Origin of the sequence: Kocuria salsicia, from assembly GCF_039532055.1 — a bacterium.
In the GTDB taxonomy this organism is placed as follows: domain Bacteria; phylum Actinomycetota; class Actinomycetes; order Actinomycetales; family Micrococcaceae; genus Kocuria; species Kocuria salsicia.
The window spans coordinates 852,390-866,930 of the sequence record NZ_BAAARF010000003.1 but is presented as its reverse complement, the minus strand read 5'-3'; the positions used below and the strand labels follow the sequence as shown (position 1 = coordinate 866,930).

The window sequence follows — 14,541 nt, the reverse complement described above, 5'->3', positions numbered from 1 at the left end:
ACTCAGTTGGCGTGCAGCACCGAGTTCAGCTTCACGGAGCCGCCGCTGCGGGGCAGGGCCTCCACTGCGCCGGTGGTGGAGTTGCGGCGGAACAGCAGGTTGTCGAGGCCCGAGAGCTCGGACGCCTTGACCACGCGGGGCTCCGCGGCGGCGTCGTCGAGCAGAGAGACCCGCGTGCCAGCGGTGACGTAGAGCCCGGCCTCCACCACGCAGTCGTTGCCGAGGGAGATCCCCACGCCGGCGTTGGCGCCCAGCAGGCACCGCTCGCCCAGGGTGATGCGCTGCTTGCCGCCGCCGGAGAGCGTGCCCATGATGGACGCGCCGCCACCGATGTCCGTGTGGTCGTGGACCACCACGCCGGCGGAGATCCTGCCCTCGACCATGGCCGCGCCGAGTGTGCCCGCGTTGAAGTTCACGAAGCCCTCGTGCATCACGGTGGTGCCCTCGCCCAGGTGGGCGCCCAGGCGCACGCGGTCCGCGTCCCCGATGCGCACACCGGAGGGGACCACATAGTCCACCATGCGGGGGAACTTGTCCACGGAGAAGACCGTCACGGGCCCTCCCGAGCGCAGGGCCAGCAGGGAGCGCGTGAGCTCCTCCGCGAGCACCGGCCCGCGGCTGGTCCAGGCCACGTTGGTCAGCAGACCGAAGAGACCGTCCAGGTTGAGGGTGTTCGGCCGCGCCAGGCGGTGGGAGAGCAGGTGCAGCCGCAGGTAGGCGTCGGCGGTGTCCTGCGGGGCGTCGTCCAGGTTGATGACAGTGGTCACGATCTCGGAGCGCACGTTGCGGTCCGGGTCCGTGGTGGCGGCCACACGCAGGTCTGCCTCGTAGGTCGTGTCGGGGTTGGCGCGCAGGGCGGGTGCGGGGTAGAAGACGTCCAGGACGGTCCCCGCGCGCTCGCCGGAGTCCACCACGGTGGCCAGGCCCACCGCGGAGGCCGTGCGGGAATTCTCGGTGCTCTCGCTCGTTGAAGTCATGGTCCCATCCTAGGGGGAGCGCCGGCACGCACAGGCGACGACGACGCGGCGTCCCCGCTGGTGGGACGGGCCCGGCCCGTTGATGCGAGGGCCACGCTCAGCCGAGTGGCCCGGCGCTGGAGGCCGTTGCGGTGACTATGCTGGCAGCCATGGCAGCCGATCAGCAGACCCCCGTACTCGACCTCACCACGGACCCCGCGGACCTCACGGCGGCGCTCGTGGACGTGGAGTCCGTCTCGGACCACGAGACGCCCCTCGCGGACGCCGTGGAGGCGGCGCTGCGGGCGCTGCCGCACCTGAGTGTGCACCGGGACGGTGACACCGTGGTGGCCCGCACGGACCTGGGACGGGCCGAGCGCGTGATCCTCGCCGGACACCTGGACACCGTGCCCCTGCCCTCCGTGGAGGGGGCGCTGGGCACCGTGCCGTCCGTGCGGCGTCGTGAGGGGGAGCGGGACGTGATCTACGGTCGCGGCACCACGGACATGAAGGGCGGCGTGGCCGTGCAGCTCGTGCTCGCGCAGCAGCTGCGGGAGCCGAACCGGGACGTGAGCTACGTGTTCTACGACCACGAGGAGGTTTCCAGTGACGCCAGCGGCCTGGGGCGCGTGATGCGCAACGCACCGGAGCTGCTCGAGGCGGACTTTGCGGTGCTGCTCGAACCCACCAACGGCACCGTGGAGGGCGGCTGCAACGGAACCATGCGCTTCCGCATCACCACCCACGGGAAGGCGTCCCACTCGGGGCGCTCGTGGATCGGGGAGAACGCGATCCACAAGCTGGCGGAGGTGCTGGCCACCCTGGCGGGCTACGAGCCGAAGACCGTGGGCGTGGAGGGACTCGACTACCGCGAGGGCCTCAACGCCATCCGCGTCGGTGGGGGAGTGGCGGGCAATGTCATCCCGGACACCGCGTGGGTGGAGATCAACTACCGCTTCGCCCCGGACAAGACCCTGGAGCAGGCGCAGCAGCATGTGCGCGAGGTCTTCGAGGGCTACGAGATCGAGTGGCAGGACCTCTCCCCGGCGGCGCGCCCTGGTCTGGACCGCCCCGCCGCCGCCCAGTTCGTGGCGGCGGTGGGCCAGGAGCCCCAGCCCAAGTACGGATGGACGGACGTAGCCCGCTTCTCCGAGCAGGGGGTCCCTGCCGTGAACTTCGGACCCGGGGACGCGCTGCTCGCCCACACGGACCACGAGCACGTGCACGCCGACGCCGTCCGCGAGTGCCACCGCGCGCTCCTCTCCTGGCTCTCCTGAGACCAGACGCGCCCCGCCTCGGGGGCGCACGGCGAGCGTGCAGAGCGGGACAGTAGCCTGTCCTGCATGCACACTGCCGAGTCATTGAACGAGCACACCATGCCCCCGGAGCGCCACAAGGGCCCGGTGGTGCTGCGCCGCGAGCAGCTGCGCCGCAGCACCTCCGACGAACGGCTGCTGGACCAGCGCCCCGCCCCGCCGGAGGACTTCACCCGCACGGATCCGTGGCGCGTGCTGCGCATCCAGGCGGAGTTCGTGGAGGGCTTCGACGCCCTCGCCCACCTGGGACCGGCGGTAGCCGTGTTCGGTTCCGCGCGAACCGCACCCGAGCACCCCGAGTACGAGCAGGCCCGAGAGCTCGGGCGCGCGCTCGGGGAGGCGGGGTACGCCGTCGTGACCGGGGGCGGGCCCGGCGTCATGGAGGCCGCCAACCGCGGCGCCGTGGACGCCGGCGCGAAGTCCGTGGGTATCGGCATCGAGCTGCCCCACGAGCAGCACCTGAACGAATGGGTGGACCTGGGGATCAACTTCCGCTACTTCTTCGCCCGCAAGACCATGTTCGTGAAGTACAGCCAGGGCTTCGTGGTGCTGCCCGGGGGCTTCGGCACCCTGGACGAGCTCTTCGAGGCGCTGACGCTGGTGCAGACGGGCAAGATCACGCGCTTCCCCGTGATCCTGCTCGGCACCGAGTACTGGGGTCCGCTCGTGGACTGGATCACCAGCACGCTCGTGGCCAGCGGCAAGGTCGCCGAGGGGGACCTGGACCTGCTGCGCGTGACCGACAGCGTGAGCGAGGCCGTGGCCGTGCTGACCGAGGTCCACGCGGGCTCCGAGTCCCTGCCCGACGACGCCGCGCCCGGTTTCGGGGCATGAGCCGGGCGGCACTCGATCCGGCCGCCCGCGCTACCCCGTCCGACTGCACCGCACGGGTGCGGCACGCCCTCGCGCGGTGCCCGTGGTGGCTCGCGGTGGTGCTGGTCTACGGCCTCTCGCGGTTGTGGGGCTGGGTGGTGTTCGCCACGATCGGCGGGCAGCAGGGCCCGGGGCCGTGGGGCGACGGCGCCCTGGGCTACCTGGACTTCGTGAACACCTGGGACGCGGACTGGTACCACCGGATCTTCAACGAGGGGTACCCCTCCACGCTTCCGGTGGACACCCTCGGCACGGTGGTGGAGAACCAGTGGGCCTTCTACCCGGTGTATCCGCTGCTCGTGCGGGGCATCACCGGACTCACGGGCACCGGGTGGGCAGGCACCGCGGCCACCGTGTCCCTGGTGGCCGGATTCGGGGCGGCCCTGGTGCTGTACCGGCTGTTCTGCAGCGCACCCGTGATGACGCAGCCGCGCACGGCGGGCGGGGTCTCCCGGCCCGCGCTGTGGGCTGTGGCTGTCTTTGCCTTCAACCCTGTGGCGCCCGTGCTGCAGACCCCCTATGCAGAGTCCCTGAGCATGCTCTTCCTGTGCGGCGCGATCCTGTGCGTGGTCCGCGAGCGGCCCGTGTGGGCGGTGGTGCTCATTGCGGCGCAGGCTCTGACACGGCCAACTGGGGTGGCGCTCGCTGCAGCCCTGGGCGTCTGGTGGCTGTGGCGCAGCGTGCGGGACGTCCGCGAGCGGCGTCGGCCCTGGTACCGTTGCGCGGATCGCTGGCTGGCCGTGGCCCTGTGTGCGTGCGTTGCCGCGCTCGCGTGGCCGGCCGTCGCGTGGGCGGTGACCGGGGAACCGGACGCGTACACCGCGACGGAGGCCGCGTGGCGGGGCAGCGGAGTGGTGGTTCCGGTCGTGCCCTGGTTCCACGAGGCGGCGACCTTGTTCGGCCCGGTCGGGGGCCTGGTGGCCCCGGTGGTCCTCATGGTGGTTGCGGTGCTGCTGCTGCGGTCCGCACCGGTCAAGCGCTCACTGCCGTTCTTCGTGCGCGTGTGGCTCGCCGCGTACGGGATCTATCTGCTGCTCGTGCTCAACCCACAGACCTCCACGTTCCGGCTGCTGCTGCCATGGGCCCCCGCCGCGGCCGCCCTGGTGCACGTGAGCGACTCGCGGGCCTACCGCGTGCTGCTGGTGATCACGGGCGCTGTGCTGCAGTTCGTGTGGGTCGGGTGGCTGTGGCACTGGAAGCAGCTGCCCGGCGGAGGCGACTACCCGCCGTGATGGCCGTTCCCGGACCAGTGTGTGTGTTCGATACCATGGAGGGCGTCAGTACACACGAAGAGGAGCTCTCAGATGGCGGCCATGAAGCCGAGAACTGGTGACGGACCCATGGAGGTCACCAAAGAAGGACGCAGCCTGATCATGCGGGTCCCCCTGGAAGGCGGCGGGCGTCTGGTGGTCGAGCTCAAGGCGGACGAAGCGGCGGAGCTGCGCGAGTGCCTGGCGTCGGTGACCCAGTAGCACCGGCGTCCACCCCACCTCATGCAGCGAGGGCCCCCGAAACCGGGGGCCCTCGCTGTGTGTTTGGGGTGCTGTGTGTTTGGGGTCTTCCGAGGGGGGGATTCAGCCGGCCCAGTGCGCGCCGAGTCTCATGCCGGCGGCGGCGGCGAGCAGGCTCCAGAACGCCGTGCCGAGCACCACGGCCAGCATGGCGCCGCCGCGGTGGCCGCGGGCCAGTCGAACGGCGTCCACCATCGCGGTGGAGAACGTGGTGTAGCCCCCGCACAGCCCCGTTCCCAGGGCCATGGTCCACACGGGACCGAGCACCATGCCCAGCCCGCTCACGAGCCCCAGCACGAACGAACCCGTGACGTTGACGACGATCATGGCCCACGGGAACGGACGCTTCTGACGCGAGGCGATCAGCCGGTCCACGAGGAAGCGCAGCACCGCGCCGGCGGCACCGCCCAGGGCGACGGCGAGCACGGCGATCACGGGGCCCCTCCATCCTGGGTGGCGCGCCCGGCGGCGTCGGACGAGCGCTGCAGTGCAGGTGCCGGATCCCCTCGCCCGGCCGCAGGACGGTCCCGCAGGGCGCTGCCGGCGAGAACCCCGAACGCTGCAGCGAGCAGACCGGCCCCGAGCGTGACCACGGCGTAGCCGAACGCCCCGGCGGAGTCACCGCCGTCGACCAGCTGCCACATCTCCTCGGCGAACGCGGAGTACGTGGTGAAACCGCCCAGCAGACCGGTGCCCACCAGCAGCCGCACGGTGTGGGCGCGCGTGCTCTCAACACCGGGGCGGGTCAGGAACTCCAGCAACAGGCCCAGCAGGAACGCACCCAGGGCGTTGACGGCGAACGTGGGCCAGTGCCACAGGGACCCGGCGGGCAGCACGTGGGCGACCCCCCAGCGGCCCAGGCTGCCGAGCGCTCCGCCGACGGCCACGAGCGCGGCGTCCCGCACGGGTGCCCGGCTCACCGGCGGACGGCCAGCAGCACGCCGGTGCCGGTGGACAGCACCGCGGTGGACAGCCTCGGCTCGTCGCGCAGCGTGCGCACGACCTCCCGCATGGCCACGGTCTCCTCCTGGCGCTGCGCGGGCTGGGGCACGAGGTCCTGGTGCAGGGCGTCGTTGACCACGAGCATCCCGCCGCGGCGCAGCAGCCGGGCACCCTCGATCACGTAGTCGGCCGTGCTCGCCACATCCGCGTCGATGAACACCATGTCGTAGGCGTTCTCGGTGAGTCGCGGCAGCACGAGCCCAGCCGCCCCGGAGATGGTGCGGGTGCGCTTGGTCTCGAACCTGGCCTCCCGGAACGTGTCTCGCGCGGCGCGCAGGGCACGGATGTCCGTGTCGATCGTGGTGAGGACGGACTCGGCGGGCATCCCGCGCAGCAGCGCGAGGCCCGAGACACCCGCACCGGTGCCCACCTCCACCGCGGTGGCGGGGCGGGCCGACGAGGCGAGGACGGTCAGCAGCGCGGCGGTCGCCGGGGTCACGGGGTCCAGCCGCAGGGCCAGGGAGCGCTCGCGGGCACGGAAGGCGGTCTCGTCCTCCGTGGCGTAGGCCTCGCAGTAGGCCCAGCTCGTGGTTTTATCCGTGGTCATGGACGCGGGGTGCCCTTCGCTGCTGTGTCTCGACGGTGCGCTCCCGGGTCCAGTGGACCCCGCGCTCCGCGGTTGGTGGACACGGCCTCGCGGCCGGGTCTCTTCGCTACGCTCAGCTTATCGCGGACCGTGCGCGGCGTCGGGAACACCCGGAGGACGCCCAGAGCTCTGTCAGGCTCCTGCACCACAATGGTCGCCGGAACGGCCCGGAACGGAGCCACCACCGGGGACGAGCTGAGCGGGAAGGGGAGCACATGGCCACACGTCTCGAGGGCCCTAGCACCCCGCGCACTCGTCTGCCGGGCAGGCGCACCGCGGGGCTCGTGGCCGCCGTTGCGGCGTGCGTGTGCGTGGCGCTGCTGACCGCGGTGGCGTTCACCGTGGGCAAGCGCTCGCAGCCGGAGGAGCAGCTCAGCGCCCGGGCCACCGCCACGTGGGCGCCCGGGGCCCAGGGGATGGTGGACACGACCTCCGAGTCGGACATCGGCACCCTCCGCTCCCAGGGCTGGGCGCTGCCTAGCCTCTCCTCGCAGGGCTACTCCATCGCGGACATCCGCCAGACCCGGGTGGGCGGACAGCCCGCCGTCGTGCTCTCCCTGCACAACGACCACGGCACCGTGACCATTGTGGAGCAGCGCGGACGGGTGAACGCGGAAAACCCCCTGGACGGCGTCACCGGGTTGCCGGTGAGCGCGGAGGGCATGGCGGCCTCCTCGATCTCCGGGTCCAGGATGTGGCTGGAGCGCCGCGAGTGGCGCGCCGTCGTGGCACGCACGGACGCGGTCTACACCGTGACGTCCCAGACCCCTCCGGCGACCATGGCGCAGACGGTCAGCGGAATCGTGGCGGAGGACCGGGGTCGGGTGAGTCTGCCCTCCGCGCAGGACGAGGGGTTCGCCGCCACCGTGGCGGACGGGCTCCGGAAGATGTTCGGGTAGGAGCGCCCCCGCGGGGGAGCTCCCTGACGTTGATAGGCTCGGCGAGTGTTCGGGATTTCTGGCGGAGAAGCCATCATCATTCTCATCGTGGCCCTGGTGATCATTGGGCCCGAACGGCTTCCCGAGTACACGCAGAAGTTCAAGGAGATGGTCAAGGCCGTCCGCCGCTACGCCACGGGTGCCACGGACGACCTCAAGGAGACCCTGGGCCCGGAGTTCTCGGACCTCGACTGGCGCAAGCTAGATCCCCGGCAGTACGACCCCCGTGTGATCGTGCGGGAGGCCCTGCTGGAGGAGGACCAGGACCGCGCGGCGCAGTCCCCCCGCGAACCTGCGCCGGGCACTCCCACGGTGCGACGGCTGGCCCGCGGCGAACGGGCGCCGTTCGACACCGAGGCCACCTGATCAGCCCCTCGGCGTGATTCCGAGGCTCTTCCCGGCGAGTCCCCGGCCCTGCTCGTCCAGAGCCCGGGCCACGTCCCACATCGCGGTGGCCGCGGGGGAGTCGGGGTTCGCCCACACAGCGGGAACCCCCCGGTCAGAGGCCTCCCGCACGGTGACGTCCAGGGGCACGCTGCCCAGCAGGGGGACGTCGTAGCCCAGCCGCTCGGTGAGGGACCTGGCGATCGTCTCGCCCCCGCCGGACCCGAAGACCTCCATCCGGGTGCCGTCTGGCATCACCATGGCGGACATGTTCTCCACGACCCCCGTGACCCGCTGCTCCGTCTGCTCGGCGAGCGTCCCCGAGCGCTGCGCCACGCTCACGGCAGCGTGCTGCGGGGTGGAGACCACCACCACGCCGGAGCGCGGCAGCAGCTGGCCCACCGAGATCGCGATGTCCCCGGTGCCCGGGGGCAGGTCCAGCAGCAGGTGGTCCAGGTCCCCGAAGTGCACGTCCGTGAGGAACTGCTCCACGGCCCGGTGCAGCATGGGGCCGCGCCACGCGACCGGTTGGGACGGGTCCACGAACATCCCGATCGAGATGACCTTAATGACACCGCGGGACCGGTGCCCGGCTCCCGCAGCGCTGTCCTCGGGCCGCCGGTCCACGCCCTCCGGGACCTCGACGACGGGCGGCAGGATCATGTCTCCCACGCGCGTGGGCGCCTGCGTGATGCCCAGCAGACCGGGCACGGAGAAGCCGTGGATGTCCGCGTCCACGATGCCCACGGTGCGTCCCATCGCTGCGAGCGCCGCCGCGAGGTTCACCGTGACGCTCGACTTTCCCACGCCGCCCTTGCCACTCGTGACAGCGTGCACACGCGTGAGGGTGTGCGGGTCGGCGAAGGGGTTGCTGCGGTGGTGGCCGAGACGTTCCTGCAGCTCCTGGCGCTGGGCCGGGGTCATCACCCCCACGTCAATGGTGACGTCCGTGACCTCGGGGACCTCCCGCAGGGCGGCGGTGAGGTCCGCCTCGATGGTCGAGCGCAGCGGGCACCCGGAGACGGTCAGCAGCACGCTGACCCGCGCCGCCCCGTCCTCCAGGGTTGCCGAGGGGATCATCCCCAGCTCCGTGACGGGGCGGCGCAGCTCGGGGTCGAGCACCCCGTCCAGGGCGGCTCGCAGCCGTGGGTCGACGTCATCCGTGGTCATCGCCGTGCTCCGTCCGTGTTCTTGGGCTGCGCGTCCAGCGCACCGCGCTGCGCCGCGCGCTCGTCCTGGTCCTGGATGATCTCCTCGAGCAGCCCGCGCAGCTCGGAGCGCACGTAGTCGCGGGTGGCGACCTCGCGCAGCGCGATCCGCAGGGACGCGATCTCCCGGGTGAGGTACTCGGTGTCCGCGAGGTTCTGCTGACCACGCTTGCGGTCCTCCTCCGCGACCACGCGGTCACGGTCGTCCTGCCGGTTCTGCGCGAGCAGCAGCAGGGGAGCCGCGTAGGAGGCCTGCAGCGAGAGCATCAGAGTGAGCAGCGTGAAGTTCAGCGACCGGGGGTCGAACTGGATCTCCTCGGGGGCCATGGTGTTCCACCCGAGCCAGATGGCCACGAAGACCGTCATCCACAGCAGGAACTGGGGGGTGCCCATCCACCGAGCGATCGACTCGGTGGACTGGCCGAAGGCGTCCGGGTTGGGCCGGAACCGGGTGAGGAACTCCTGGCGCTTCTCCCGCGGCTGGTCCAGGGGACCGGGGGAGTACTGCGAGGACGGGTTCTGTCTTGAGCTACTCATACCGCTTGCCCACCTTTCGAACAGGGGTTCCGTCGTCGTACGTGCGCCAGTCCTCGGGCAGCAGGGCGTCCAGGACGTCGTCGATCGTGACCGCGCCCACGAGCCGGTCCTGGTCGTTGACGACGGGCAGGATCGTGAGGTCGTACGAGGCCAGCTCGCGCGCCACGTCTGCCAGGGATGCCTGGTCCGAGACGGGCTCGATGGAGCGGTCGATCAGGTTGCCGATGGCCTCGGGCGGGGGATAGCGCAGCAGCCGCTGGGTGTGCACGAAACCCAGGTACTTGCCCGTGGGAGTCTCCAGGGGCGGGCGGCACACCAGCACCGCGGACGCCGCTGCGGGGATGATCTCCTCCTGGCGGATGTGCGCCAGGGCCTCCGCGACCGTGGCCTCCGGGGAGAGCACGATGGGCACGGGAGTCATCAGCGAACCGGCGGTGCCCTCCTCGTACTCGCGCAGTCGTCGGACGTCCTCGGCGTCCTCGGGCTCCATCATGGTGATCAGTCGCTCGGCCTCTGCCTCCGGCAGCTCGTTGAGCAGGTCCGTGGCGTCGTCCGGGTCCATCTCCTCGAGCAGGGCGACGGCGCGCTCGTTGTCCAGGTGCGTGAGGATGAACACCTGGTCCTCCTCGGGCAACTCCTCCAGGACGTCCGCGAGGCGTTCGTCTTGCAGCTCTGCGGCGATCTCGAGCTTGCGCTTGTCCGGCATGTCCCGCAGCTCGTCCGCGAGGTCCGCCGCCTGGTCCTCCTCGTGCTGCGCGACCCACTGGGTGGCCGGCTGGTGGCCCGCGTTGGAGGGGTCGTCCGTGTCCTCCCAGTCCACGATCAGCGTCTGGTTGCGACGCCGGATCAGACCACCGGTCGTCTGAGAGCGGCGCACGAAGAGCTGCGAGATGACCCAGTCCCCCCGGTTGCCGGACTTCTCCATGGCGACGTCCTCGATGGTCGCCGTGCCGGAGCCGTCCAGGAGCACCACCGTGCGGTCGAAGAGCTCTCCCACCGCCAGCGTCTCGGCACCTCGCTGCTCGAAGCGGCGCAGGTTCACCAGGCCCGTGGAGATGATCTGGTCCGCGTCGATGCTCGTCACCCGGGTCATGGGCACGAACACGCGTTTCTTTCCCAGCACCTCCACCACGAGACCCACCACGAGGGGACGGTTCATCACCGACGGGCGGGAGCCGGGGCGCAGCAGGACCACGACGTCGCGCAACCGCCCCAGGCGGTCGCCCAGGGGGTCGAAGACGTCCAGGCCGATGAGCCTGGCGACGAAGATCTTGGAAAGGTTTGTGCTCACCTGCCCAGCCTAGTGAACACGGCGACACGCACGCATTCCGGGCGCGGAGATCCGGTTCACGGGCCCCGCGGAGAGGGGAGGGGGGGCGTCGTCGTGTTCACCGGTCGCGATGCCCCGGCGTTCTCCCGGCGGGCTCCGGGGCGGATACGGGACAATGGTGGACATGAGCAACTCGAGTCGAGGTCCCGCACAGCTGTCCATCGCCCCGGAGATGCCGCGCGGCGAGGTGGTCGGTCGCTACCGCACCTACGCGCAGGCACAGAAGGCTGTGGACCACATGGCGGACGAGAACTTCCCCGTGGCCATGGTCTCGATTATCGGAAGCGACCTGAAGTCCGTGGAGCAGGTCACCGGGCGCCTGTCCTACCCGCGCGTAGCCCTGCAGGGTGCGCTCAACGGCGTGGTCTTCGGTGCGTTCTTCGGCCTGCTCATGTCCCTGCTGGGCGGCGCGAACATGGCGGCCTCCCTGGGGCTGACCATGGTGCTGGGTGGCGCGTTCTGGATGCTGATGGCCACCATCACGTACGCGATGTCACGCGGCAAGCGGGACTTCACGTCCACGAGCCGGATCGTTGCGGGCAGCTACGAGGTGCTGGCGGCGCCGGAGGTCGCGGGCCAGGCGCGGCAGGTGCTCAGCGCCATGGAGCGCGGCCAGGCCGCGGGACAGAACGGCCAGGGCCAGCCCCCCGCCGGGTTCGGCGGGCAGGCGCCGCAGGGCGGCCAGTGGGGCGGCCCGCAGCAGGGCGGCCCCCGCAACGGCGGCTTCCAGGGCGGACCGGGCCAGGGTGCACCGCAGCAGCGGCCCCCGTACGGCGGCCCCGCGCAGAACGGCCAGTACGGCAACAACGGCCAGGGCGCCCCGTCGCAGCCCTACAGTCCCGAGCCCTACAACCCGCAGTCCCAGGATCCGCGGACCCAGTCGTCGTCCGCGGGCGGCACCGGCTACGCCGGGGACGCGGCGCGCCCCGACGGCTCCACCGCCGCGGGCCAGTCCGCACAGGAGAGCGCCAACCGCTCGGCGAAGTTCCCCGACCTGCCGGACGGCCGCCCCCAGTACGGCATCCGCATCGACCCCGAGGCCAACGGCACGCCCACGGCCCCCGCGGCCCGCCCCGAGTCCGACCAGAGTCAGCCTGCCCAGGCCCAGCCGGAGCAGACGGCGCCGTGGAACCGCCCGTCCGGCGACGACGCCGCCCAGCGTACGGACGAGACGGAGCGCCTGCCGCAGGACCGCCGCGACTCCTGAGCCGGAACTGAGCGCTCGTCACCCCCACCCCCCCCTACGAAAGAGACCGCGCCCCGCACCATCTCGGTGCGGGGCGCGGTCTCTGCCGTTCGGCGTATCCCGAGCGGGAGGTCAGGCGGCGGGTCCCGCGGCGGGGCCCACGTTCTGGTCCCGGTTCCAGATGCCCTGGATCCAGGACTCGACGTCCTCCGGGCGGCGGGGCAGCGCCTCGGAGAGGTTCTCGTTGCCCTGCTCGGTGATCAGGACGTCGTCCTCGATGCGCACGCCGATCCCGCGGTACTCCTCCGGGATCGCGAGGTCCTCGTTCTTGAAGTACAGCCCGGGCTCGATGGTGAAGACCATGCCCGGTTCGATGACGGCGTCCAGGTACAGCTCGCGCTTGGCCTGCGCGCAGTCGTGGACGTCCAGACCCAGGTGGTGGCTCGTGCCGTGGGGCATCCAGCGGCGGTGGTGCTGCCCGGCCTCGGACAGGGAGACCTCCGCGGAGACGGGAAGCAGCCCCCACTCCTCGAGCCGCTGGGCGAGCACCGTCATGGCGGCCGCGTGCACGTCGCGGAAGCGGTTGCCGGGCACAGCGACCTCGAATGCGGCGTCCGCGGCGTCGAGCACCGCCTGGTAGATCCGGCGCTGCACGTCCGTGTAGCTGCCGTCCACCGGCAGGGTGCGGGTGAGGTCCGCGGTGTAGAGGGACTCGGCCTCCACCCCGGCGTCCACGAGGATCAACTCACCGGGCTTCACGGAGCCGTTGTTGCGGATCCAGTGCAGCACGGTGGCGTTGTTGCCGGCGGCGGCAATCGTGTCGTAGCCGAGGTCGTTGCCCTCCAGGCGGGCACGCGAGAAGAACGCCCCCTCGACCACACGCTCACCGCGCTCGCCGCCGATCGCGCGCGGCAGCACGGAGACGATGTCCTCGAAGCCGCGGATCGTCGCGGCCACGGCCTCGCGCAGCTGGGCGACCTCGTACCGGTCCTTGACCAGGCGCAGCTCGCTCAGCGCCTCGGACAGGGTGGCGTCCTTCGCGTCCGACTGCTCGAGGTCCACGCCAGTGTTGATCCGGGAGGTGTCCACGAGCGCGTCCATGTTCAGGTCCACGTCCCGCACGAGCCGGATGCTCAGACCGCCCAGGGCCGAGTTGCCGGCATCCTTCGTGACCGCGGTCTCCAGTGCGGAGAGGTCCTGCGTGGGCAGCGCGAACTCGTCCTGAAGCTGCTCGAGCGTGGGGCGCGGACCCACCCAGAACTCGCCGTTCTTGGCGTCCGCGTAGAACTCGGCGGAGTCCCGCCCGGCCATCGGGTGGAAGTAGAGGGTGGCCACGTGCCCCGAGCCGTCGTCCCCGGCTCCCTCGTCGGTGGGCTCCATGACCAGCACGGCCTCGGGCTCGTGGTCCACGCCCATGCCGGTCAGGTGGGCGAAGGCCGAGTGGGGACGGAAGCGGTAGTCGGTGTCGTTGGAGCGCACCTTCGGCGCGCCGGCCGGGACCACGAGGCGCTCACCCGGGAACAGTCGCGAGAGCCGGGCGCGGCGGGCGGCGGCGAACTCAGCGACCTCGGAGCGCGGCGTCGTCGTGTGCTCCGGCGCGGCCCAGCCGGAGGCCATGAACTCGCGGAACTGCTCGTTGTCGGGGCGCTGGGACCGGTTGTCCACGCGCTGCTCCATGGGCTGCGCGGTGTCCTCGCTCGCGTGCCCGGATGCTGTGGCGTGCTCTGAGCCCTGCGTCATGGGGCGCTCATCTCCTTCGCGGCGCGGATCCTCGCGCCCGTGGGGTCTGGTGGTGTCCGATCCATAGTGTCACGACGGTCAACCGGGCGGCGCGTGGGAGCCCGCGGGTATCGTGGCACGGGTGAAGATCGACCTGCACACCCACTCCATCGCCTCGGACGGCACCCAGACTCCCGCGGACGTGGCCCGCTCAGCCCGCGAGGCCGGACTCAACGTCTTCGCGCTCACGGACCACGACACGACGGCGGGCTGGCAGGAGGCTGGCGACGCCGCCGTGCGCCTCGGGGTGGCATTCGTCCCGGGGATGGAAGTCACATGCACCACGCAGGACGGGATCTCGGTGCACATGCTCAGCTACCTCCACGACCCCGGATACCAGCCGCTCGTGGAGCGGATCGAGGAGTGCCGCAGCAACCGCCTGACGCGGGCGCGCAGCATGGTGGAACTGCTCGCGGAGGACTACCCGATCTCGTGGCAGGACGTGCAGCACCAAGTGGGTCCGGGCGCAACGGTCGGGCGCCCGCACATCGCGGACGCCCTCGTGGAGCTCGGAGTGGTGCCCACCCGCTCCGCGGCGTTCTCCGGCCTGCTCTCGGGCCGATCCAAGTACTACGTGCGCCACCGGGCCCTGGACCCGGTGGAGGCCATCAAGCTCGTGCGTGCGGCGGGCGGGGTCCCGGTGTGCGCGCACCCCATGGCGCCGCTGCGGGGACGCGTGGCGAGTGCCGCGGACTTCGACGCCATGATCGACGTCGGGCTCGCCGGTCTGGAGGTGGCCCACCGGGACAACCCGGACGAGTCCCGCGCGATCCTCATGAAGCTCGCCGCGGAGCACGACCTGATCGTCACAGGCTCCAGCGACTACCACGGCGCGGGCAAGCCCAACCGGCTGGGGGAGAACTCCACCTCTGTGCGTTCGCTCACGAGGATCTGCGAACAGGCCACCTCTGGCGTGGAGGTGCGCTGGCCCTGAG

The 14,541-nt window shown here is 71.5% G+C and carries 16 protein-coding genes; 8 read left to right on the top strand and 8 right to left on the bottom strand.

Going from position 1 to position 14,541, the window contains the following annotated elements:
- Positions 1-2: 2 nt before the first annotated feature.
- Positions 3-977 carry a 2,3,4,5-tetrahydropyridine-2,6-dicarboxylate N-succinyltransferase gene (dapD, locus tag ABD264_RS03830; protein WP_290499610.1) on the bottom strand — a complete coding sequence of 325 codons (975 nt, stop codon included), beginning with the start codon at positions 975-977 and terminating at the stop codon, positions 3-5.
- 149 nt (positions 978-1,126) lie between these two features.
- Here dapD and dapE point away from each other — a divergent pair, with 149 nt between their 5' ends.
- The 4 genes from dapE (at position 1,127) to ABD264_RS03810 (ending at position 4,617) form a co-directional block, all read left to right on the top strand.
- Complete coding sequence (gene dapE, locus ABD264_RS03825; protein ID WP_244944699.1) at positions 1,127-2,233, top strand: succinyl-diaminopimelate desuccinylase; 1,107 nt, start codon at positions 1,127-1,129, stop codon at positions 2,231-2,233.
- Between the two features lie 66 nt (positions 2,234-2,299).
- Positions 2,300-3,106, top strand: a complete 807-nt coding sequence (locus tag ABD264_RS03820) for an LOG family protein (protein WP_144942047.1) — start codon at positions 2,300-2,302, stop codon at positions 3,104-3,106.
- Positions 3,103-4,377 carry a hypothetical protein gene (locus ABD264_RS03815; protein ID WP_144942049.1) on the top strand — a complete coding sequence of 425 codons (1,275 nt, stop codon included), beginning with the start codon at positions 3,103-3,105 and terminating at the stop codon, positions 4,375-4,377. The genes ABD264_RS03820 and ABD264_RS03815 overlap by 4 nt, the downstream gene beginning before the upstream one ends.
- Positions 4,378-4,449: 72 nt before the next feature.
- Positions 4,450-4,617 carry a DUF3117 domain-containing protein gene (locus tag ABD264_RS03810; RefSeq protein WP_082810297.1) on the top strand — a complete coding sequence of 56 codons (168 nt, stop codon included), beginning with the start codon at positions 4,450-4,452 and terminating at the stop codon, positions 4,615-4,617.
- 102 nt (positions 4,618-4,719) lie between these two features.
- On the opposite strand, the gene ABD264_RS03805 is transcribed toward ABD264_RS03810, so the two are convergent.
- The 3 genes from ABD264_RS03805 to ABD264_RS03795 are packed head-to-tail and all read right to left on the bottom strand — an operon-like array spanning position 4,720 to position 6,205.
- Positions 4,720-5,091 carry a fluoride efflux transporter FluC gene (locus ABD264_RS03805; RefSeq protein ID WP_144942051.1) on the bottom strand — a complete coding sequence of 124 codons (372 nt, stop codon included), beginning with the start codon at positions 5,089-5,091 and terminating at the stop codon, positions 4,720-4,722.
- Positions 5,088-5,576, bottom strand: coding sequence for a fluoride efflux transporter FluC (locus tag ABD264_RS03800; RefSeq protein ID WP_144942053.1), 489 nt, complete (start codon positions 5,574-5,576; stop codon positions 5,088-5,090). The genes ABD264_RS03805 and ABD264_RS03800 overlap by 4 nt, the downstream gene beginning before the upstream one ends.
- Positions 5,573-6,205, bottom strand: a complete 633-nt coding sequence (locus tag ABD264_RS03795; protein ID WP_344204353.1) for an O-methyltransferase — start codon at positions 6,203-6,205, stop codon at positions 5,573-5,575. Before ABD264_RS03795 ends, ABD264_RS03800 begins: the two co-directional genes overlap by 4 nt.
- Before the next feature lie 254 nt (positions 6,206-6,459).
- Between ABD264_RS03795 and ABD264_RS03790 the strand changes: the two genes are divergently transcribed.
- Complete coding sequence (locus ABD264_RS03790) at positions 6,460-7,143, top strand: hypothetical protein (RefSeq protein ID WP_144942057.1); 684 nt, start codon at positions 6,460-6,462, stop codon at positions 7,141-7,143.
- A gap of 45 nt (positions 7,144-7,188) precedes the next feature.
- On the top strand, positions 7,189-7,548 hold the full coding sequence (locus tag ABD264_RS03785) for a twin-arginine translocase TatA/TatE family subunit (protein ID WP_144942059.1): 360 nt from the start codon (positions 7,189-7,191) through the stop codon (positions 7,546-7,548).
- On the opposite strand, the gene ABD264_RS03780 is transcribed toward ABD264_RS03785, so the two are convergent.
- The 3 genes from ABD264_RS03780 to ABD264_RS03770 are packed head-to-tail and all read right to left on the bottom strand — an operon-like array spanning position 7,549 to position 10,602.
- Complete coding sequence (locus tag ABD264_RS03780; RefSeq protein WP_144942061.1) at positions 7,549-8,736, bottom strand: Mrp/NBP35 family ATP-binding protein; 1,188 nt, start codon at positions 8,734-8,736, stop codon at positions 7,549-7,551.
- Positions 8,733-9,311: a DUF1003 domain-containing protein gene (locus tag ABD264_RS03775; protein ID WP_344204346.1), complete on the bottom strand. Its 579-nt coding sequence runs from the start codon at positions 9,309-9,311 to the stop codon at positions 8,733-8,735. Before ABD264_RS03775 ends, ABD264_RS03780 begins: the two co-directional genes overlap by 4 nt.
- On the bottom strand, positions 9,304-10,602 hold the full coding sequence (locus ABD264_RS03770) for a magnesium transporter MgtE N-terminal domain-containing protein (protein WP_126874962.1): 1,299 nt from the start codon (positions 10,600-10,602) through the stop codon (positions 9,304-9,306). Before ABD264_RS03770 ends, ABD264_RS03775 begins: the two co-directional genes overlap by 8 nt.
- A gap of 163 nt (positions 10,603-10,765) precedes the next feature.
- On the opposite strand from ABD264_RS03770, the gene ABD264_RS03765 reads away from it, so the two are divergent.
- Positions 10,766-11,848 carry a general stress protein gene (locus tag ABD264_RS03765; RefSeq protein ID WP_186366665.1) on the top strand — a complete coding sequence of 361 codons (1,083 nt, stop codon included), beginning with the start codon at positions 10,766-10,768 and terminating at the stop codon, positions 11,846-11,848.
- Positions 11,849-11,959: 111 nt separating this feature from the next.
- On the opposite strand, the gene ABD264_RS03760 is transcribed toward ABD264_RS03765, so the two are convergent.
- Positions 11,960-13,567, bottom strand: coding sequence for an aminopeptidase P family protein (locus tag ABD264_RS03760; RefSeq protein WP_344204339.1), 1,608 nt, complete (start codon positions 13,565-13,567; stop codon positions 11,960-11,962).
- A gap of 121 nt (positions 13,568-13,688) precedes the next feature.
- On the opposite strand from ABD264_RS03760, the gene ABD264_RS03755 reads away from it, so the two are divergent.
- A complete protein-coding gene (locus ABD264_RS03755; protein ID WP_144942067.1) occupies positions 13,689-14,540 on the top strand; it encodes a PHP domain-containing protein in 852 nt (283 codons plus the stop codon).
- Position 14,541: the final 1 nt, after the last annotated feature.

Coding starts and splice junctions, on each gene's coding strand:
- ABD264_RS03765 (WP_186366665.1), top strand. CDS start 10,766: ATGAGCAACTCGAGTCGAGGTCCCGCACAGCTGTCCATCGCCCCGGAG.
- ABD264_RS03815 (WP_144942049.1), top strand. CDS start 3,103: ATGAGCCGGGCGGCACTCGATCCGGCCGCCCGCGCTACCCCGTCCGAC.
- ABD264_RS03790 (WP_144942057.1), top strand. CDS start 6,460: ATGGCCACACGTCTCGAGGGCCCTAGCACCCCGCGCACTCGTCTGCCG.
- dapE (WP_244944699.1), top strand. CDS start 1,127: ATGGCAGCCGATCAGCAGACCCCCGTACTCGACCTCACCACGGACCCC.
- ABD264_RS03775 (WP_344204346.1), bottom strand. CDS start 9,311: ATGAGTAGCTCAAGACAGAACCCGTCCTCGCAGTACTCCCCCGGTCCC.
- ABD264_RS03810 (WP_082810297.1), top strand. CDS start 4,450: ATGGCGGCCATGAAGCCGAGAACTGGTGACGGACCCATGGAGGTCACC.
- ABD264_RS03820 (WP_144942047.1), top strand. CDS start 2,300: ATGCACACTGCCGAGTCATTGAACGAGCACACCATGCCCCCGGAGCGC.
- dapD (WP_290499610.1), bottom strand. CDS start 977: ATGACTTCAACGAGCGAGAGCACCGAGAATTCCCGCACGGCCTCCGCG.
- ABD264_RS03780 (WP_144942061.1), bottom strand. CDS start 8,736: ATGACCACGGATGACGTCGACCCACGGCTGCGAGCCGCCCTGGACGGG.
- ABD264_RS03760 (WP_344204339.1), bottom strand. CDS start 13,567: ATGACGCAGGGCTCAGAGCACGCCACAGCATCCGGGCACGCGAGCGAG.
- ABD264_RS03795 (WP_344204353.1), bottom strand. CDS start 6,205: ATGACCACGGATAAAACCACGAGCTGGGCCTACTGCGAGGCCTACGCC.